Origin of the sequence: Butyricimonas synergistica DSM 23225, assembly GCF_000379665.1 — a bacterium.
GTDB lineage: Bacteria > Bacteroidota > Bacteroidia > Bacteroidales > Marinifilaceae > Butyricimonas > Butyricimonas synergistica.
This window is the reverse complement of the sequence record NZ_KB903360.1, coordinates 76,037-97,156: the sequence shown is the minus strand read 5'-3', so window position 1 is coordinate 97,156 and position 21,120 is coordinate 76,037. Positions and strand designations below refer to the sequence as shown.

Sequence of the window (21,120 nt, the reverse complement as noted above, 5' to 3'; positions counted from 1 at the left end):
TTTTTACTTAAAAGTTACTTTAAACTAAAAACTAAACAAAGTTATGCAAAAAAAAAGAGTGTGTCTACATTCATGTGGAATTAAATTTACCCTCTTTGCACTTGTTTTTTTCTTGTTCACCGGAAATCTACACGCCGGGAATGACGAGGATTACAAGGATACGAAGATTACGTTGAAGGTAAAGGAGATGGAACTGAACAGGGTACTGGATACTCTGGCGGAGATGGCGAAAGTGCGTTTTTTCTACAATCATGCACAAATTGACGTGAAGAAAAAGATTACGGCTGATTTTAAGGGCGAAACGTTGAATTACGTGTTGATGATCGTGTTGGGTGGACAAGACGTGGATGTCGAGTTTCAGATCAATCGGGTGATCATGTTGAAGCCCCGTCCGAAAACGGCTCCCGGGGCAACCGTGATTAAGGTGAGCGGTAAGGTGATCGATGCAAGTACGAAAGAAACTTTGCCTGGAGCCAGTATCGTGTTGAAAGAGAAACCGGGTATGGGTGTCGTTACGGATATGGACGGAAATTTCTTTATTGAAGTACCGGAAGGAATAAGGGCATTGATCGTTTCTTTTATCGGGTTCGAGAGTGAAACGGTGCCTTTGACCGGGAAGCTGACAGAGATAGAGATTAAGTTGACGCCCAAGACGGAGGAGATTGAAGATGTGGTGGTAACCGGTATGGCGCCCCGGAAGGTAGAGAGTTTCACAGGAGGGTACGTGACCGTGAAAGGAAGTGAATTGAAGAAATTGAACCCGAATAATTTGTTGAAGGCTTTGCAGATTTTTGACCCGAGTTTCCGTATATTGGAAAATAATTCAAGGGGGTCTGACCCGAACGCGATGCCGGAATTTCGTTTGAGGGGTGATGTGCAATTGGGTGGTGTTGATGCAAGCAGCATGGAGATGATGATGGGAGATTATTCCCAACGTCCGAATATGCCTCTTTTCGTGTTGGATGGTTTTGAAACCACATTGCAGCGGATTGTAGACCTCGATCCGGAACGGGTGGAGTCGATCACCATATTAAAAGATGCAGCCGCAACGGCTATTTATGGTTCCAGAGCATCGAATGGGGTTCTAGTTTTCGAGACGAAGAAACCGTTGCCAGGTGCGTTGAATGTGTCTTACAGTGCGAGTGTCGGTATTTCCGTACCCGATCTGACGGATTATAACTTGATGAACGCGAGGGAAAAGTTGGAATTCGAACAGCAGGCGGGGTTGTTTACTTCCGTGTCGCAGCTGAATTACTACAATCATTACCGGCAAGAGATATTGAGAGGGGTGGATACATATTGGTTATCCGAGCCTTTACGGACTGCCGTGACGCATCGGCACACGCTTAGCATGGATGGTGGTGACGAGGCTTTGCGTTATAGCTTGAGCGTGAACTACGGAAGTCAGCCGGGGGTAATGAAAGAATCAGACCGTAATAACATGGGGTTGAACCTGGGATTGCAATACCGGAGGAAGAAATGGAATATCTCGAATCAGTTGAGCTTGTCTAACACGAAAGGAAATAATACTCCTTACGGTTCTTTCAGCGAATATACGAGGATGAATCCTTATTACCGGAAAACAGACGAGAACGGACAGTACACGAAAATTATTGAATATAAAGGAATGGGCTCGGGTACACAACGAGTAACTATTCAGAATCCGCTTTATAACACGCAATTCCCGTTTAAGGATCTCACGGAGAATTTTAACGTGACGGATAATTTGAATATCGAATGGGCTATTTTGGAAAATTTGCGGGTATCGGCGGGAGCTTCTTTCACCAAGGGAACCTCCCGTATGGAGCAGTTCCGGTCGATGAATCACACGATGTTCGCAGAGGAAACCGATCAGACCAAGAAAGGATCGTACACGAAAAACACGGGAGAATCGTTTGCGTGGAGCTTGAATGCTTCCGTGAATTATAACTTCCAGAAAGATAAACATCTGGTGAGTATGTTTGCCCGTTGGAATGTGGACGAGTCGAAAAGTAACAGTGTGAATCTCTCTGCCAAGGGATTCCCGAATGATAATATGACCGATTTCCTTTTCGGTTTCGAGATGGATAACCGGGTGAGCGGTTCGGAATCGACTTCCCGCTCGATGGGTATTATCGGGCAGGTCAGCTATATGTACGATATGCGTTATGCTGCGGATTTCAGCGTGCGCGGGGATATATCTTCCCAATTCGGTTCGGATGCCGGGATGGCTCCTTTTTGGGCTTTCGGTGCCCGCTGGAATGTCCACCGGGAGAAATGGTTTGAAAATTCGATTATCTCCAATCTGGTGATTCGTGGTTCTTACGGTATCACCGGTTCGCAGAGTTATTCTCCCTATCAGGCAAAGGAAACTTACACATTTGCCAACCTGATGTTCCCTTATCCGGCTTCGGATGTTTTGGGTGCCGAATTGATGGGGATCGGCAATCCCGATTTAGGGTGGTCGACCACGGAGAACCGAAGTCTGGCTCTTGAGATCGGGTTGTGGAATAGCCGAATTAACGCTTCTTTCTCTTATTATAATAATTACACGGACGAGTTGTTATTAGAATATACTTTGCCTCCATCCGTGGGTTTCCGGTCTATGACGATGAATGCGGGAGCCTTGGAGAATAAGGGTATCGATATTCAGGCGAGCGTGATCGCTATTCAGGATTACGAGCGTCAGATCCAATGGTCGATTTCGGTTAATGGGGCTCATAACAAGAATAAAATCAAAAAAATATCGAACGTGTTGAAAGTGATGAACGAGGAAAACCTGAAGCGGAAAGATGCCCCTGTGCCTATTTACGAAGAAGGTAAATCGACCACACAATTGTTTACGGTTCGTTCGTTGGGTATTGACCCGGCAACCGGAAAGGAAATTTTCTTGAAACGGAATGGAGAGAAGACTTATATTTGGGATCCGATCGATAAGGTGTCCGTGGGTGATACAGAACCGAAGTTCAGGGGTGCGATTTCCTCTTCATTCACGTACAAGAATTTGAGTGTGGGATTAGGTTTCACCTATGAATGGGGTGGTTACCGTTATAATTCTACTTTGGTGGATAAGATCGAAAATTCAAGTGTGGCTTATAATCTGGACAAGAGAGCCTTGACGAAACGTTGGAGTCCGGAGAACCCGAACGCGAGGTATAAGTCTATTGAGATTGTGGGACAGACAACCGAGAGCAGCAGCCGTTTCGTACAAAAATTCAATGAACTAAAGTTTTCTTCAATCTCGATAGGGTACCGTTTAGACCCGAAGGAGTTCAAGTTTTTGCAGGCGTGCCGGATTGCAAGTGTTTCCTTGAATTTCTCGATGAATGACATCGCTCGGCTTTCCTCGGTGAAACAGGAGCGCGGTTTGGATTATCCTTTTGCTCGTGATTTTAATTTGTCCTTATCCGTATTGTTTAACTAAAAGGAGGAATACATGATGAAAAAGATATTAATAGTGTGGAGTTGGATGATGTTGATAGGTCTGGTAGCCTGTTCCGACTGGGTTGACGTGAACCCGAAAACAGAAGTGGAGGCGGATGATTTCTTCCGGACGGAAGACGGATTCAAGAGTGCCTTAATCGGGGTTTATGCCCGGATGACGAATACGGAAACTTACGGGGCGGATATGACGTTCGCTTATATCGAGCAACTGGCACAGCGGTACGATAATTATAGTGCTTCGAATGCCCCGACCGATGAGGAGAGAGCCAAGATATACGATTATTCGAATGATGCTTCTTCCAAAGGCAAGCTCGAATCTATTTGGGAAAATATGTACAAGAATATAGCTAATATCAATAATCTTCTGAAGAATCTGGGTACGAACGGGGACGTGATCGTGACGGAGGGATACCGGGATCTGATTGAAGGTGAGGCTTTGGCTTTGCGGGCATTCCATTATTTCGACTTGTTGCGTTTGTGGGGACCCGTGTACAGTCTGAATCCCACGGTGAAAAGTGTGCCGTGGAGAGATCAGTTTACCTCGGAAAAAGTGCCGTTGATGGCGGCGAATGAATTGGTGGAAAAGATTCTGGGGGATTTGACTACGGCAGAACGTTTACTAAAGAATGATCAGGCGGATTGGGGACGAAACGCGAATGAGCTTTTTATCGGGGATCGGAAGCACCGGATGAATAAATACGCCGTGAAGGCTTTGCTGGCAAGGGTGTACCTGTATATTGGGAATAAAGAGAAGGCTGCCGAGTATGCACGGGAGGTTATTGACGGGTGCGGGTTGAAATTGGCGAGGGATAACCGTTCGGATGTGTCTATGTTCGAAGAAACGTTGTTTGCCTTGGGAATGTATAATATGGAAGAGAAGTTGTCGAGTTATTGGAAAAATTCAACTACTTTGAACTCGGAACTTTGGATTTCTCCCGCGAATGCCCGTACTGTTTTCGAGATAAACGAGGGAATCGGTTTGAATGATATTCGTTACCGGAATAATTACGGCTTCCTGCATGGGTTGAATTCCGTGATTAGCCGGAAATATCTGGGAGAGGATACACAATACAAGGAGAAAGTGCCTTTGATTCGTTTGGTCGAGATGTATTATATCTTGGCGGAATCGGTTTCTTTGGAGGAAAGCGTGACTTATATCAATACTGTGCGTAATACCAGAGGAATTTCCCGTTCGCACGATATCCAGTTTACCTCGGACTACACGGATGCCTCACGGGTGGCTGCTTTGGAAAAAGAGTACCAGAAGGAATTTTTTGCCGAAGGACAATTCTTTTATTTCTTGAAAAGGCACAACCGGGCTACTTTTTATCGTTGTCCCGTGGATGTGATGCGCTACTATGTATTACCGATTCCGAACGACGAGGTGGAATACGGGAATGTTACCGAGTAATCATGTAATGTAAAAAAGATACCATGAGAAAATATATTGTTTATATCGCTCTTTTGCTTATCTCGTTAGCCGCTTGCCAGGAAGACACGATACAGGGATATGCGATAGACAGGGATGGGTTGCAGTTTAATTATGATACCAATGAAATGCAACTGGATTACAAGTTTATTGACCAGTACCGGGTGGATACGGTCTGGGAATGGGGATACCCGTACACTCGTAGGCATTATTTCGGGGATTCGCTGTTGCGGGATACGCTTTCCTTGTATGTCACACTGATGGGGCATAGCGGAGTGGAAGACCGGGAATTTAAATTGAAAACCGTACTGCTGGACGGACAGGATCCGGCAACAGCGGCTAAGGTTGAGTTTTTTCCTTCCTATCGTTTCCGGGCGGGACAATTGATTGATACCATTCAATTCGTCGTTCTGCTTCCCGAGACCCGGGGCAACTATACGGTGGGGCTGACCTTTGATCTCGATGAATCGGATCCTTACTTTGAATCGGGCGCCGCAGAAAAGAAGATTTACAGGTTAAGGGTATCCAATCGTTACCCGAAACCGGAATATTGGGATATGCAAAAAGATTACCTGGGTGAGTATTCCGAAGAAAAGTATGCCTTTATGGTTTCTATCCTGCATAACTTATTTAATATGTATGATGATTGGGCTGCGAACAACGTGACCTTGCGGGAGGAATTGCAGAAATATAATGATGAGCATCCCGGGAACCCGAAAGATTTCACGTTCCCCGTGTGGACGAAGCCCTCTTGGTGGGATTACCCGTATATCCAGCCTTACGTGGGAGAATATAGCGAGGCGAAGAAAGAGTTTATTGTTTCGATCGTGGGACAATATAATTTTGATAATGCCACGTGGGCGATAGATTGGGAGTCGACACATACCCAGTTGCGTAAGGAATATGATGCTTGGAATGAGGCTCATCCTGATGAACCGCTGGCATTCCCCCAGTTCCCGGAAAATCCTGTACTCCCGGATAATGATAAGTGACCCCCCGTTTAATCGTAAAAGTGAAAATGATGAAAAAGATAATTTATATATTGGGAATCGTTACTTTATTTCTAGCAGGGTGCTATGATGATAAAGGAAATTATGATTACAAGGAGGTGAACGATCTGACGATTGCATTCACCCCCGAAGCTACAAGCGAAGGCGAGGATTACTCGTATTCTTACCAGTATCGGCAACCACCTCTGGATTCTTTGAAAGTAACCTATATCCCTGTTATTAGCCAGACGACGAAGGATGGAGAGGATAATTTGGAGTTTTTATGGACCGTTTCTCGCACGGTGGATGGTAAAAAAGTTATCGATAGCGTGTACATGAAGGAATTGTTGTTGAAGTATCCTCCTAGAAAAGCATCGCTTTACGAGGTTGTTTTTAAGGTGAAGGATGTGTCTACACAAATTGAGTACTATCGCCAGTTAAACATGAAAACCGTAGTACCTTTCGTGAGGAGTTGGTTCGTGTTGAACGGTCCGCAGGGTGATCGCCGGTTGTCGGTAATCGAAGACCCGAATGAAGAGGAAACAGCACAGATCACGTTGGATGTTTATCAGGATTTGTGGGGGGCGAGACGCTTCCAGAAAGCCGAACGCATCATGTATGCCCCGGATCAAAGTTTGGATTATAGGCGGGGAGCAGCGTTAAGTGTGGTACAACCCGATTCGGTAAGTTGGTTGTATGCCTTTGAGATGTTGGATTACAAACCTTCAAGAATATTATTCCCGAGCGGTTTCTCGCAAAAATTTGCTTATGGGGTCGCAAATAATGTTTGGCGTAATAGTGTAGTTGTAGATCAAAACGGTAAATTCTATCATGCAGGTTCAACCGGATTTTACTATACGGTAAAAACTCAACCGGATGTTGAAAATTATACGGTCGATAAAATGTATATGTCTACCAATGGGTTTGTGACTGTATGGGATAAAAAGAACAAGAAATTCATGTATTATGAATTAAACCAGAACAGTTGTTACAGGGAGGACGGAACGATATATCCTTCGAATGATGACGGAAACACGGCATTGCTGACATTGGTGCCAAACGGTTCGCTAGATGAAAACGAGTGGGAGAAAAATGAAGTTCTTTGGGTCGGTCAGGGAATTTCTCCGGCTTCCGAGGAGAGTGGAGCTCTTGTGATTGGGAAGAATACGGCTACCTCTATTTATAATATGTATCATTTTGAGGCGGGAAAAGATAAAGATGGTGACGGGGGTGTTTCGATAAAAAAAGTGGAACTCGGTAGTTTGGACGTGGATGCAAACTCTTGTTTTGCAACCTCGGTAGCTTATGCTGATCAATTCTTCTACACGAAAGAGTCAAAAGTCTACCTGTACAATTCGGTAAGTAAGGAAGCTATTGAATTGTATGATGCGGGAGGTGTGATTCATCAAATGCAGTTCCGGGTATGCAGTTCTCATTATAACGTAACCAATGAAAACCGTAGTATCGGAATCGTGGTGAACAAGGCTGACGGGACGGGAGAGTTGCACGAGATATTTTTGGATGAAGCTGGCGATTTCGTGAAAGCTATTGTCCACACTGGTTTTGGCACGATTCAGGATATTGCTTATTCGTTCGTGACAGGAAATATTTAAATCATTATAAAATGAACAGGTTAATATTATTATTGAGTATATTCTTTCTTCTCCCCGGGTTTGTTGCCGGGGAGGGAAAGACATTCACGATTGACGGGTATGTAAAAGAATTGACAGAGGGGGAGATGCTGGTGATTTCGAATCGGATAGACCGGGTGGATACGTTAGGAAGGGGAAAGATCGAGAACGGGAAATTCCGGATTCAAGGAGAATTGTCAGAGCCTTGTGTCGCTTTGTTAAAAGTGGGAGGCTATGACGGTGGTTTTGTATTTTTGTTGGATACGGATGCTCCTTATGAAGTGGAATTATGGCAATCCGGTAAGAATTCTATTAAAGGAGGAAAGTTACAGAGTGAGTTGAATGCTTATCAGGAAATAGTAGGGAAAGCCAATGTCGAAATGGGCAAATTGCGGGAGGAGATGAATAAGGCTGAAGCCCAGAAGCATTTCAAAACGGTTGGTGAGTTGAAAAAGAAGATTGAAAAGGTGAAAGAAAAAGCCCAGAAAGATTTGGGTGTCATCGTGGAGAGAAATAAAGATAACCTCTTTGCCGCTTATATTCAGACGGCAGGTATGGGACGCATGGATTTGGCGGCGTTGAAGCGATGCTACGAGCAACTGTCGGAAAAAGCCCGTCAGACAGAACCCGCTAAAATTTTGGCAGCGCGGATTACTACCTTGGAAAACGTGAATGTGAACGCAGTGGCTCCCGATTTTACTTTGCAAACGCCGGGAGGAGAGTCTGTTGCTATGTATAGTGTGAAGGGAAAATTGAAAATTATTGATTTTTGGGCTTCTTGGTGTGGACCTTGTCGCCAAGAGAACCCGAATATGGTGAAGTTGTATAACGAGTATAAGGATAAGGGGTTGGCTGTAATTAGTGTTTCTTTGGATGAAAGGAAAAACAAGTGGGAGGAGGCGATAGAGAAAGACGGTCTGACCTGGTTGCATCTTTCCGATTTGAAAGGTTGGCAGAGTGATGTCGTGAAAAAATACAATATCGATGCAGTGCCGACCATATTCGTGCTGGACGAGAATAATCGGATTATAGCTAAGAACTTGAGAGGAGAAAAGTTGAAAGCATTTGTTTCGGAACGATTGAAATAGTATTTGTGTCCTTTTGAGATAAGGAAGTATTCCGGCTTTCCTCTGTTTGCAAGGGGAGAGTCGGAATATTTGTTATCTTTGCAATTGTTTGTGTAAAATATATGAATTGCTAAAAGAAAAACAATGCGGAAATTATTGTCATGTCTGGTACTTGTTTTGTGGGGTACCTTGTTGAAAGCCCAATACGAGGGGATGGATTATTACTGGGAGCAAGATCCGGCTGTGAAAGTAAAATTAGAACGCTGGCAGGATTTGAAGTTCGGTTTTTTCGTGCACTGGGGGCCATACAGCCAAAAAGGGTATTGCGAGTCGTGGACGATTTGTTCGGAAGATGCCGATTGGATACAGCGGGACACGACGATCTCTTATGACGAGTATTACCGGGATTACGTGGATTTGAAAAAGACGTTCAATCCGGTGAAGTTCGATCCAGACAAGTGGGCGGAGTTGGCTAAGGAGGCGGGGATGAGATATTTCGTGTTCACGACGAAGCATCACGACGGATTCTGTATGTGGGACACGAAGGAGACGGATTATAAGATCACTTCCGTGGAATGTCCTTATCACACGGCTCCGAACCCGGACGTGTTGAAAGAATTATACGGTGCTTTTCAGAAGCGGGATTTTATGATCGGGGCTTATTTCTCGAAGCCGGACTGGAATAGTCCTTACTATTGGTCGGATCGATGGCAACACGGTGATCGGAACGTGAATTACAAGATCAAGGAACACCCGTGGATGTGGGAGAAATTCTGTAATTTTACTTACAATCAGGTGAAGGAATTGATGACTGGATACGGACCCGTGGATATTCTTTGGCTGGATGGCGGTTGGGTAGCTCCTGAGAACCGGGGACAGGATATTAAATTGGATCGGATTATCCGTATGGCTCGGGAATATCAACCCGGATTAATTGCGGTAGACCGGTGGGTAGGGGGAAAATACGAGAATTATCGTACCCCAGAACAGAAGATTCCCGAGAAACCGTGGGGCTACCCGTGGGAAACTTGTATGACGATGGCGAATCAGTGGTCGTATCTGCCAGGGGACAAATACAAACCTACCCGTGAATTGGTGCATTACCTAGTGGATATTGTTAGCAAGGGAGGAAACTTCTTGTTGAACGTGGGAGTCGACGGTAACGGGGAGATTCCGCCGGAAGGCATAAAGATCATGAAAGAGATGGGGGCGTGGATGGAGATTAACGGTGAGGCAATCTATGAAACCCGACCGATAGCCCCGTATAAAGAAGCGAAAATTTGCTACACGAAGCACAAGAGTAACGGGAAGGTGTACGCTATCTACTTGAATGATGAGGACGAACCGAATCCGCCCGCACAGATCATGCTTTACAGTATGAAGCCGGGTAAAGGGACAAAAGTTACGTTATTGGGGTATAAGGGTAATTTGAGTTACAAGCGGGTAGGTAATGGAATGTTGGTTACATTGCCGGCTTCATTCGTGAAGAATCCCCCGTGCGGTTACGCATGGAGTCTTTGTATAGAATAGAGTGAGGGCGCATGATTTCCTTTAGAACCCGTTCAATTGCATGGTAGCGGTCGGGATTAATAGTATGAACCCGAAGATAATCAACAACAGGATAAATTTCCAAAAGAATTTAACCCACACGTCATAAGGTACACGGGCAATTCCCAAAGCGCCGATTAGTACTCCAGATGTAGGGGTAATCATATTCGTGAACCCGTCGCCGAACTGGAATGCCATAACGGTAGCCTGCCGGGATAAACCGATCACGTCGGAGAACGGAGCCATAATAGGCATGGTCAAGGCTGCCTTTGCCGAGCCGGACGGGATGATAATATTAATCATGGTTTGGATGAGGTACATGACCCCTAGGGAAAGTACTTTTCCTGTTTCGTTCATCAAGTTTGCTAACGAATGGAGGATGGGATCGATGATGTGTCCTTCTTGCAGGATGATGATGATACCACCCGCGAGTCCCACGACCAGAGCGGCAGAAAGAATATCTTTTACCCCGGCGATAAAAAGTTTGACGATACTGTCGGCATTTTCTTTTGCGGCAAAACCGGATAGGATACCCATAGCAAGGAATAATCCGGATATTTCGGGCAAGTACCACCCGTATCCCATAACGCCCACGATGAGGAAGAGAATCGTGAACCCGAGTATGGTCAATATAAAAAAGTGGTAGGACTTTCGTAAAGAAAAGAATCCGATCAAAGCAAACAACGCGGTTAAGACGGGAAGCACGAAAGTGGTCAGGCTGGAATGCTCACCGATAGATAGCGTGGTACGGGGAAAATAGAACGAGAAAAGTATAAGCCCCGAGAGAATGAAAAGATAAACGAACCAAGAAGATGAGTAACTTTTGTATTCTATTTCTTCGGGGGCAGCCACTTTTTCTTTACGCCAATGGTTGTCGAGGCTATAAACTAGTGATGCCTTGGGATTTTTCTTCACCTTCGCGGCGTAACGCAGTACCCAGGCTATCATGATTACGTTGAGAATTGCCCAGCAAAACAGACGGTATTCAAAACCGGAGAATAGCGGTAAGTCCGATAATCCCTGTGCTATGCCTATCGTGAACGGGTTGAGTATGGCTCCCGCGAAGCCGACATGGGCGGCAACGTACACCATGCACACGCCCGTGAGGGAATCGTAGCCCATGGAAATTGCCAGGGGAACTATGATAATCACGAAAGCCAGGGTTTCCTCGCTCATCCCGAATATAGCCCCGAAACTACTGAATAGTAACATAACCATCGTGATGATGATATTGTTCACCCCGAGTTTACGTATAATTCCGATGTGTTCCAGTTTTCGCGTGGAGCGCAGGAACGAGAAAATACCCACGTCTATCGCCTTGCTGTTGTTCATGATCCAGAAAGCGCCCCCGATAATCAATATGAACGCGATAATTCCCGCTTGCTTTTCAAAACCGTTAAAGAGAGCGGAAAATACTTGCCATGTCTGGGGGCTTTTGGCTACCTCGTGGAACGAGTCGTTCACGATGACCGTGCGTTCTACACCGTTTACATCGATGGTTTCCCGTGCGTATTCACCCCCTGGAATAATCCAGGTCAGGATAGCACAAATAATAATAATCGAGAATACAATAGTATAGGTGTGCGGGACTTTCTTTAGCATAAACGTTATTTTAGATTGAACGGTCAAATTTACAAATAATTGCGAGAGTGAAACAATATGTTGGTTGGATTTCTTAATTTTGCATGAAAGAAATTATAGAACGAGAGGATGATAACGGAAGAAAAACAAGATAAGGTATTTACCCGTGACTTTTTCCGGAAAGTGGGGAAAGCAATACATGATTATAATTTGATCGAAGCCGGGGATCGGATACTCGTGGGTGTATCCGGGGGCAAGGATTCGTTGGCGTTATTAGAGGTATTGGCGATGCGGGCGAAAGACCCGAAACAGAATTACACGGTGGTTGCCGCCCATATCGCGGTGGAAGACGTGGCTTACGAGGTGGATAGCGATTACCTGCGGGCTTTTTGTGAACGTTTGGGCGTGGAGTATGTCTACCGGACAATTCGGGTAGACACGACAGTAAATCCCAAGAAACCGGCTTGTTTCGTTTGCTCGTGGCACCGTCGTAAAATGCTTTTCGATATAGCCAAGGAATATGATTGTAAAAAACTGGCTCTCGGGCATCACCGGGATGACGCCGTGGAAAGCCTCGTGATGAGTATGATCTTTAACGGGACGATATGCAGTATGCCGCCCCGGTTGGAGATGTTCAAGAATACGTTCACGTTAATTCGCCCCTTGATCTATCTGTCTAATGACGAAACTTCGCGATATGCCGAGATGCGGCAATTCAAGAAACAAAAGAAACATTGTCCCCACGAGAAGGTGACAAACCGGGATGCCGTGAGCAAATTAATCGATCAGATGACGGTGGTTTCCCCTCATGCCCGGAGTAATCTCTTTGCTGCCATGCAGAATATTCGGGAGGAATACTTGCCTTGAAAAGTGTGAAACTGCTTCTGTCCCTAGTGAATACAAGTAGGTGATGTGTTTTATTATCAGTGTTTTTTCTGTAATATTTTTGTTTGAAATTATTTGTGGAGAAAAATTGGTTAATTCAAAAAAAGGTCATAAATTTGTCATCAGGAGGTGAGGGATTCCGAACGAATGGAATTCTTTACTAGATAAAGGCACTTATTGGAGGATAAGTGTCATTTATTTTTTTATATATGAATTAAGATTTTAATATTATATGCTATGACAAAGAAGGTATCTTATGTAACTAAAGAAGGGCTGAGAAAATTGCAGGAAGAGCTGGACAATCTGCAAAACGTGGAGCGCCCTAAAATTTCCAAGGCAATCGGGGAAGCCATCGAAAAAGGAGATATCTCCGAGAATGCAGAGTATGACGCTGCCAAGGATGCTCAAGGAATGCTTGAAGCGAAGATCGCGCAGCTTCAAGATACAATCGCCAGTTGCCGGATCATTGACGAGTCCCAGATCGACACCTCAAAAGTGCAGATTTTGAATAAGGTGACGATTAGAAATATGAAGACAAAGGCAACGATGACGTACACGTTAGTGTCCGAAAGTGAAGCTGATTTCAAAGCAGGAAAATTGTCGATTACGACTCCTATCGCGAAGGCGCTGATCGGTAAAAAATTAGGTGATAAGGTGGAAGTACAAGTACCGGCAGGAACGATGGAGTTCGAAATTATGGACATCTCGATTTAATTGAAAATGGAGAATTGAAAATGATTCATTATAAAAGCAGAGAATCGTGCGGCTGGAATCATAAAATCTAAAATCAATAAATCTAAAATCAAAAATGGCTTCAATTTTCACGAAGATTATAAAGGGTGAAATTCCGTCATACAAGGTGGCGGAGGACGAGAACTATTACGCGTTCTTGGATATTGCACCCATGCAAAAGGGACACACGTTAGTGGTGCCGAAAAGAGAAGAAGATTATATATTCGATTTGACCGATGAAGAATTGGCAGGCTTAATGGTGTTTGCCAAAAAAGTAGCTAAAGCGATCGAGAAAAGCATTCCTTGCAAACGCATCGGGATAGGTGTATTGGGATTGGATGTGCCGCACGCTCACGTGCATTTGGTCCCGTTGGTTGAGGGGAACGAGTTGAATTTCAGCAATCCGAAAAAGCAATTCCCGAAAGAGGAAATGGAGGCTTGTGCTAAATTGATTCAAAGTAATTTGTGACATTATTAGACAATTTATTATAGGGGGACGCAAGATAACGTCCCTTTTTTTATAAAAATGGAAAAGAAGAAATTATACAACGCGTACGAGCAACACGAGGGATACAATTGTTTCGGTTGTGCATCCGGCAACGAACACGGGTTACAATGTGAATTTTACGAGGAAGGAGAATACATCACTTGTTATTGGATGCCCCGTCCCGAATTTCAAGGATTCTTTCACGTGTTGCATGGTGGCATTCAAGCCACTTTAGCTGACGAGATAGCCTGTTGGAATGTTTTTGCCAAGGTACAAAGCGCGGGGGTCACCATAGCATTGGATATGAAATACCGTTCCACAGTCTACACGGATCGGGGCGAGCTTTTCATGCGTTCCCGTATCGTGGAGCAAAATTCCCGTATAGCCAAAATGCATGTCGAAATATTTAATGCCGACGGTTCCTTGGGGAGCGAGGCGGAGGTCGTGTATCGTATTTTCCCGGAAAACGTGGCTCGTGAACGTCTTGGTTGGACGGGAATCGAGGCTTTTCACCAGAATTGATTTCGGCAGAAAGATATGAATTATACTTTTAAGGACGAGGTTGATCTGTTTACTGAAGAGTAGAGTCTGACCGGAGAGATCCCCGGGTAAACCTATGGAAATAAGGGTGTGATTCCGGGTTAATTTCGGTACAGTTTCGGATCAACTTCGGTACAAAGACCTTCGGGAACGTTTTTAATATGAATATAAAACACGAGTAAAACGAGAGAAACTCTTTATTACCCTCTTTGATTGGTGTGTAAACTATGGTTTCTCGTTGTTCTCCATATAAATAGACTGGGGAGAAAGGATAAATTGAATATTAATTTAGAAAATTGGGGAGAGATGTATGAAGTATAAAAACGTGGTTTGGGATTGGAACGGGACGTTACTGGATGACGTGTAGATCAGCGTGGATACCATAAACCGGATGTTGAGGAAAAAACGGTTGGATGAATTGACCGTGGAGAAATATAAGGCTGTATTCGGTTTTCCGGTAAAGGAATATTACGAGGGAATCGGTTATGATTTTAATCGGGATGATTGGGAGGCTATCTCTCTGGACTTCGTGGATACTTATGCAGAATTATCAAAAGATGTGGTGTTGACTTCAGGAGTGAAATCTGTTTTGGCAAGATTGAAGGAGTTCGGTGTGCGGCAATATGTATTGTCAGCATTGCAAGAAGATTTGTTGGAAGAAATGTTGGAACGATTCGGGATTCGTGACTATTTCGAGGGCGTGTGCGGTTCGGATAATATATACGCCGACGGGAAGGTGGCGCATGGAGAAAGAATGTTGCAAGTGTACCCGATTGATCCCCGGGAAACTTTAATGGTGGGAGATACGTTACATGATGCGGAAGTTGCTGAAGCTTTAGGCTTTGATATACGGCTGTATGCCGGGGGACACAATAGTGCTGAACGTTTGCGGGAGAAAGGAATCGTGTTGGAACGTATGGAAATGTTACTTGGTGAAGTAAGTTGATGAATTTGTCATGCTTTAACTGAAGAACCAAAGAGGAACTAGGGAAGAACCGAGGTAATAGTCCGTCACTGTCGTGTTGGGTGCGTTTGCGCTCCTATGTTTCTATATAAAAGATTATAGAATGTCTACGGCATAAACGGAGATACAACGGGAGAAGGGTATGATTTGGATTAATCTTCTTTGGGTTTACAGTGGGTTCTCAGTATGTCATGTATATTAAAGTCATGTTTTGAAATAGAAAAAGGCTTTATCTTGAAAATTTCGTTGATAAAGCCTTTTTTATTTATTTTCCTTCTAGTGCCCGATTCAAAGAGAATAGCAGCATCCGGTAATGCTCCCGTGTTTCTCCCGTGGAAGCGGGAATTTTGTTTTCAAGCAGAGTTTTCACCTTGTTTGCCATGGTGAACAAATATTGCTTGGAATTATCAATCGCCTCCACGTCTACTTCGTCTTGCCAGTTATAGCCATGCCCGATGCCGTGCAGGTGTAACTGTTCGGTGATGAAGTCTGTCCCATGTTGTCGTTCCATGGATTTCAATGTCTTGTAGAATTTCCGAACCATGCCTGATTTATCCAACCCGTAATTCTTCCATTCATCCAATGAAGTCAGGAAGAACTTACCTTTCTTTTTCATGCTATTTCCCACGACATCGTTGAGCATTACGATAGCATTCGTTTGTAGTAATTTATCTCCATTTGTCAATGCTTTGCCCCGGATGGTGTTTTCCCATATCCCGTTGTACAAATCGTCGAAATAGGCTTTCAACGTGTAAGGATCATCCGACACGTGGGCGGAAAGAATTACCCGTTGATAGGAAGACAACAAGCTTTGAGCGAGTACCGCCCTCACTGCATCTGCCTCGTTGATGCGGAGTGCTAATTTCTTGCTTAACGGTTTGTTGTACAGCCAGTCGCAATCTCGAAATTGTTTGAGAGCCCATTGCAGGGAAGCCTTTTGCACCTCTTTCGGGACGGAACGATAACGGTCGCCCGGTGTGCCTTCTTTTACGTCTGTCAGATAAATACCTCCCACGTTGTACATCACGTTCGTGATATAGCGGTAATATTGTTCCATCAATTGTTCCACCAGTTGCTGTTTGTGCGAACCGTCCGGATCGTCCGTGATCCATTCGTCCAGGTGGGCTAAAATGTATTTCAGATTGCGAATGCCGTAGTCGCCCGCTTTCATCGGGTCGTCACCCAAGTCCTCCTCTATGGCACTCGGGTCGTAACGTTCCAGTAATTGTTGACGCCCATAGCGATAGCAAGGATCACCCGCTTTTTCGTCAAGCCATGATTCGAGTACGGGAATCTCTTCCCATGCCGTGCGGGCTTGCGGGATCGGTTGATAAGCCCAACGAACCAGGAATTCATCGTAAATACCTAAATCGGGAGGAGTGAGTTTCACTCCTTTGTCACTGGGTTGCGCCACGTAATTGTAACGCGCGTAGTCCATTATGGAGGGAGTTGTGCCGTATTTTTGCGTAAACGAGGCGGAACGTAACGAATCAACCGGATAAGCTGCGGATGCTGCCATGTTGTGCATGAATCCGAGGCAATGCCCCACTTCGTGAGCTACCACGTAAGCGATGGATTCTTTCACGATGTCATCCGGCATCTTTTTATTTCTTACCGATGGATCGACCTGTGCTGTTTGTATGAAACGCCATTGGTTGATCAACTGAATCACGTTGTTGTATACCAACACGGAAGCGTTCACGATTTCTCCGGTTGTTGGGTCTACCCACGAGGGACCCATGGCGTTAGCCGTGGTCGAGGGAATATATCGGATACAGGAGTATTTCAGGTTGTCGGGGTCAAAATTGGGGTCGTCTTTCGGGAAATCCAATGCCCGCACCACGTTCTTGAACCCGATTTTCTCGAAAGCCTTGTTCCACCGTTCCGTGCCTTCTTTTATCGGTTGTTTCCACGGCTCGGGGAAAGCGTCGTCCACGTAAAACACGATTGGTTTCACGGGTTCCACCAGTTCTCCCCGGGCAAATGCTTCCGGGTCTTTCGGTTCCAGGCGCCAGCGATTGATCATGGAATAGCGTCTTACTTCGTCTTGTTCCGTTGAAAAATGCTGTTTGTCGGTCAGGAATATACCGATACGAGTGTCCGCGATCCGGGGACGCATCTTCTTTTCCGGCAGGAGCAATAGGGTACGGGTAACCTGCACGCTTGTCGGCTCATCTGCACGTATCGTGAAAATCCCGAATACTGTCATGGTTACCTTGTAAGCCAAATCCGTCTTTATCGTTGCGTTATCCTCGAAAGCCTTGATCTCTCCAAGAAGTTCGCCTTCGCTGTTCGGGCTGGACTTGATAGAGATAAATCCGCCGTAGCTCTTGGGTAGAGAAGGCAACATATCATTGTGGCGGGCAAAGAATGCGGTCACGTCGAACACGATAGCCGTGCTGTCATTGTTGTACGTTTCGATGCTGAACTTTTTCAACATCGGGTCGGTGAGGCTTCGTTCGAGGGCTTTTTTCATTCCTGCTTCCCGCTCGTTGTAAGTTGCCTTGGTATTTACCTTTCTTAAATAGACCACACTGTCCGTTTGCGTAAACTTCACGTGCAACGGGTCTTCCGGCTTATAGCCTACTTCGCAGAGCAGGTTGTCGCTGGCACTTGTCAGCGTGGAAGCCAGTAGCATATCCCGTCCCAAGTATTCCACGGGCAACTCGATATAGAGTTTGCCGCCTACCTTGTGCAAGGTGATAAAATCTCCTTTTGCCGTTACGCATCCGGCTTTCTTCACCAGTTTGTCGTATTTACTGGTTTTTACTACTGCTTTTTGTTCTTTCTCTTTCTTTTTTCTTTCTGCCGCATTTATTCCTGTAAGAGGATAAATTATTAACAGGCTTACAAGTAACATACAATACTTTCTCATGCAATGATATTTAAAGTTAAAGGGAGGGAAGTCCCTCCCCTTGTTGTTTGTAATTGAAATGTCTTTTATTCCACTCGGGTGAAATGGAACACGAGAGGTGTCATCTCCAAATCTCCGAAAAGCATATACGTGAATTGTAAGAAATCTTGCGGATCACAATCTTCGATGCGGACTTCTAATGTTTCCCCTCCATCTAATAACCTTAAGCCGACTTTCCCTTCTCTTTCGTCAGATGAAGAAGCCGAGAAATAAGCATTTATCGGGTTGAAATTAGCATTTGATATCCACGCATCCGTGTTTAGATCATATAAATAACGATACTCGGGATCAATAAATTCTATTTCGCAATTCTGTAAATAGTTTGCCAAATCACCGGTTAAATTGGATATCATCTGTCCCTTGCCTTCTTCTGCTCCTTGGATAAATTCAATAGTTCCGGCAGAAGAATTTGCGGTAGGTAATTCGTAGAGGTCTGATTCAAAGTCCGGCTCCGTGCCTAGAAGATCCCTGATTGCCATTTCACTGGCGAAAGTTTTGTATTCCCATTTGCCGGCTAACTTGTCAAATGACAGCGGACCTACAATCTGTACTTGTAACTCGGCGTAATTTCCGTATTGATAGGTATCATCCGGTAGTTTCAGTCGGAACATGATTTTATCCTTCCCGGCTTCCCGTTTTAGAAAATCCAGTTGAATTTCGGCTTTATTTTTGCCGGCAGGGATCACGAATTCGCGTACATCACCTTTTATCGAATAGTGTTCTCCTTCAACTGCTGTTGTTCCTTCTTCCACGATTTCAAAGGGTAGGTGTAAATCAACAATGGAACTAAACTTTCCGCTGGCTGCCCCTTTTATTTCGATACCTGCCATGTAAAGCGCTTCCAGTTCAACCCAGCTTTTCGTGAAAGAACATATTAAGACTTCCTTAGGTTCTATGGGAATGATCGTACTTTTGTTATTCCATAAGGAGTAACCGACAACCGGTTCCATCGATAATTTAATTTCTCGTTCTTCCGTGTAGTTGTTCAAGGGAGTAATCGTGATTTTCGCGATATCTTCTCCCGGTTGGAACACGAATTCTTTAGCGGAAATATTGTAATCTTCCCCTTCTACCGCAGAGCCACTTACATTGATTTTGACTGTAAGTGCATTCTCCACGGGGCTGCTGGCTCGTAGATCAACCTCAAGGGCTGCTTGGGCTTGCAATACGTAATAGGCTCGCCCGAACGATAGAGTTGCCCCATCGTTATTGTCATCACTACAACTTAAGCTCAAACAAGCTATTGCCAACAACACGAGTAAAAATAACTTATGTTTCATAACTCTTGTTTTATCGTTTAATACATTCTTTATTGGATTGCTTCGTTATACCGGGCAATCCGCTCGTTTATTGCTTCTCGTTCCTCTGCGGTCAATAGTTTAGGCTTTGGAACGAGATAATTTGTTGTCAAATTGTTGGTTCTCGGGGGAACTTCATCTACATCTCCGCACCCGCATAGAGCGATTAAAAAGCTGCTTACAAGTAAATATCCTATCTTTTTCATAATACTGTCATTTAAACCGTTAAATTATTCCGTGTATCCTTCATTCTGAATAACTCCTGTTCCAAAATCAATATCTTCTTTCGGGAGAGGAGCCGTGTAGAAATATTTGAGAGTTTCGTATTTCGAGCCGTTTGCCGCTACCCAGAATTCAGGTCTTCCATTGCGTTTTAATTCAAACCAGCGATCGGCTTCCATGTAGAACTCTTTTCGGCGTTCGTTTAGTATGGCAGAGATCAAGGGTGTCAGGGGTTTCCCGGTGGCATCGACTTTGATTAAAGCATCTGCATCTACGGCGGGTAATGTACTTTCCGTGTAAGGAACATGACCGGTAATCCGTTTTGAACGTAATAAATTCAAATATTTCAGAGCATTTGCTGCATCTGCCTTGTGGGCGTAACTTTCTGCTATTATCAAACACATCTCATCACTGCGCACACAGGAACATATCCGTTTGGTATTCAATCTCTTCTTGTCAAATGATAACTCGTATCTTACGTCATTCCCTTTTTCTACAAAAAGATTCACGAGTTCCTCGCTTACTGGGCGTACTTTCGATTCGGACAACGATAAACCGTAACTCCAGTCACCCCGCGGTCCATACACGTATGATTTTAAGATCGTATTTCCTTTTTGGTCATATCGGGCTTGCATCATATCCAAGTAAGCAGTTCCTTCTTGTAAAGGATATTTTTCCAAAATCTCTTCCGAAACGGCAATGGCTTTATCCCACTGTTGTGTCCAAAAATAAAGTCTTGCCAGGTAAGCCTTTGCAACATCTTCCGTGAAACGGAAGGTTTGATCCGTTTGGTGGAAAGTGATAGCGTCTTTCAAGGTTTTTTCGATGAAATCAACGCTCTCTTTCATGTTGTTTCTGACGGGTCTTGCCTCCACGTCAAACCGCTCCACGACAGATAATCCCAGCATTTCCTGTTCCTTTGACTTGTCATAGGGCTCACAGAATAGGCGTAAGAGATTGTAATAACAGACTCCTCGTAAAGCGTAAGCCGTCGCCAACACTTTTTTCCCCAATTCGGTATTTTTTTCTTCCAAGTTGTCAATGATAATATTACAATCTCCGATGACCTTGTACAAATCCTCGTATTTATCCTGGAACGTATTTATTTTACTTCCAATGTAAACCGGAGAGCGAGCTCCGTCGGGATAAAATGTTAAACTGGCATCCAGGTTGTCGGAAAAAAACTCGTAATACAATACGTTTTCCGAATCTCCCATGATCTCGTAATCTCCCATATCTTCATTATCGATTCTGTCGAGATGATATTGCAACATGGCAGAAAATTCTTCAGCTGTTTCGGGTATTGTCTGCCCTTTTGGTTTCACATCCAGGTACTCCTTGCAAGAAGTACAAACTGCGACGATCAGCACCAGTATGTAGAATATATTTTTCATGTTTCTTTAATTTATT

At 44.5% G+C, this 21,120-nt stretch carries 16 protein-coding genes; 11 read left to right on the top strand and 5 right to left on the bottom strand.

The genetic code is table 11. The features are described from left to right. Window positions 1-43 precede the first annotated feature (43 nt). The 6 genes from A3CY_RS0108805 (at window position 44) to A3CY_RS0108780 (ending at window position 10,069) form a co-directional block, all read left to right on the top strand. Window positions 44-3,403 (top strand): SusC/RagA family TonB-linked outer membrane protein, encoded by a 3,360-nt coding sequence (locus tag A3CY_RS0108805; protein ID WP_026207469.1) that lies wholly within the window; start codon window positions 44-46, stop codon window positions 3,401-3,403. A 12-nt stretch (window positions 3,404-3,415) separates the two neighbouring features. Continuing rightward, entirely contained in the window at window positions 3,416-4,834 is a 1,419-nt protein-coding gene (locus tag A3CY_RS0108800; RefSeq protein WP_240388139.1) for a RagB/SusD family nutrient uptake outer membrane protein, read from the top strand. Window positions 4,835-4,857: 23 nt separating this feature from the next. Beyond that, on the top strand, window positions 4,858-5,844 hold the full coding sequence (locus tag A3CY_RS0108795; protein WP_018337545.1) for a DUF4843 domain-containing protein: 987 nt from the start codon (window positions 4,858-4,860) through the stop codon (window positions 5,842-5,844). 29 nt (window positions 5,845-5,873) lie between these two features. Then, window positions 5,874-7,454 carry a PKD-like family lipoprotein gene (locus A3CY_RS0108790; RefSeq protein WP_169503601.1) on the top strand — a complete coding sequence of 527 codons (1,581 nt, stop codon included), beginning with the start codon at window positions 5,874-5,876 and terminating at the stop codon, window positions 7,452-7,454. Window positions 7,455-7,465: 11 nt separating this feature from the next. Continuing rightward, window positions 7,466-8,560 carry a TlpA disulfide reductase family protein gene (locus tag A3CY_RS0108785; protein WP_018337543.1) on the top strand — a complete coding sequence of 365 codons (1,095 nt, stop codon included), beginning with the start codon at window positions 7,466-7,468 and terminating at the stop codon, window positions 8,558-8,560. Between the two features lie 123 nt (window positions 8,561-8,683). Then, on the top strand, window positions 8,684-10,069 hold the full coding sequence (locus A3CY_RS0108780) for an alpha-L-fucosidase (protein ID WP_018337542.1): 1,386 nt from the start codon (window positions 8,684-8,686) through the stop codon (window positions 10,067-10,069). Between the two features lie 21 nt (window positions 10,070-10,090). Here A3CY_RS0108780 and A3CY_RS0108775 read toward each other — a convergent pair whose 3' ends face one another. Continuing rightward, window positions 10,091-11,689, bottom strand: coding sequence for a YfcC family protein (locus A3CY_RS0108775; RefSeq protein WP_018337541.1), 1,599 nt, complete (start codon window positions 11,687-11,689; stop codon window positions 10,091-10,093). A gap of 108 nt (window positions 11,690-11,797) precedes the next feature. Here A3CY_RS0108775 and A3CY_RS0108770 point away from each other — a divergent pair, with 108 nt between their 5' ends. The 5 genes from A3CY_RS0108770 to A3CY_RS20635 all read left to right on the top strand — a co-directional run bounded on the left by A3CY_RS0108770 (window position 11,798) and on the right by A3CY_RS20635 (window position 15,258). After that, window positions 11,798-12,535 (top strand): tRNA 2-thiocytidine(32) synthetase TtcA, encoded by a 738-nt coding sequence (locus A3CY_RS0108770; RefSeq protein WP_018337540.1) that lies wholly within the window; start codon window positions 11,798-11,800, stop codon window positions 12,533-12,535. 255 nt (window positions 12,536-12,790) lie between these two features. After that, a complete protein-coding gene (gene greA / locus A3CY_RS0108765; RefSeq protein WP_018337539.1) occupies window positions 12,791-13,267 on the top strand; it encodes a transcription elongation factor GreA in 477 nt (158 codons plus the stop codon). Between the two features lie 94 nt (window positions 13,268-13,361). Next, window positions 13,362-13,754 (top strand): HIT family protein, encoded by a 393-nt coding sequence (locus A3CY_RS0108760; RefSeq protein ID WP_018337538.1) that lies wholly within the window; start codon window positions 13,362-13,364, stop codon window positions 13,752-13,754. Window positions 13,755-13,811: 57 nt separating this feature from the next. Next, complete coding sequence (locus A3CY_RS0108755; RefSeq protein WP_018337537.1) at window positions 13,812-14,294, top strand: PaaI family thioesterase; 483 nt, start codon at window positions 13,812-13,814, stop codon at window positions 14,292-14,294. A gap of 391 nt (window positions 14,295-14,685) precedes the next feature. Then, on the top strand, window positions 14,686-15,258 hold the full coding sequence (locus A3CY_RS20635; protein WP_262483878.1) for an HAD family hydrolase: 573 nt from the start codon (window positions 14,686-14,688) through the stop codon (window positions 15,256-15,258). A gap of 283 nt (window positions 15,259-15,541) precedes the next feature. Here the strand turns inward: A3CY_RS20635 and A3CY_RS0108745 are convergent, their stop codons facing one another. From A3CY_RS0108745 to A3CY_RS0108730, 4 genes are all read right to left on the bottom strand, one after another. Next, window positions 15,542-18,151: a zinc-dependent metalloprotease gene (locus A3CY_RS0108745; protein WP_026207467.1), complete on the bottom strand. Its 2,610-nt coding sequence runs from the start codon at window positions 18,149-18,151 to the stop codon at window positions 15,542-15,544. A gap of 65 nt (window positions 18,152-18,216) precedes the next feature. Continuing rightward, complete coding sequence (locus A3CY_RS0108740) at window positions 18,217-19,470, bottom strand: Calx-beta domain-containing protein (protein WP_018337534.1); 1,254 nt, start codon at window positions 19,468-19,470, stop codon at window positions 18,217-18,219. 29 nt (window positions 19,471-19,499) lie between these two features. Beyond that, the gene (locus A3CY_RS0108735; protein ID WP_026207466.1) at window positions 19,500-19,694 is read right to left on the bottom strand and encodes a hypothetical protein; all 195 of its coding nucleotides are present in this window, start codon (window positions 19,692-19,694) and stop codon (window positions 19,500-19,502) included. Between the two features lie 24 nt (window positions 19,695-19,718). Then, window positions 19,719-21,104, bottom strand: a complete 1,386-nt coding sequence (locus A3CY_RS0108730) for a RagB/SusD family nutrient uptake outer membrane protein (RefSeq protein WP_018337533.1) — start codon at window positions 21,102-21,104, stop codon at window positions 19,719-19,721. Between the last annotated feature and the right edge of the window lie 16 nt (window positions 21,105-21,120).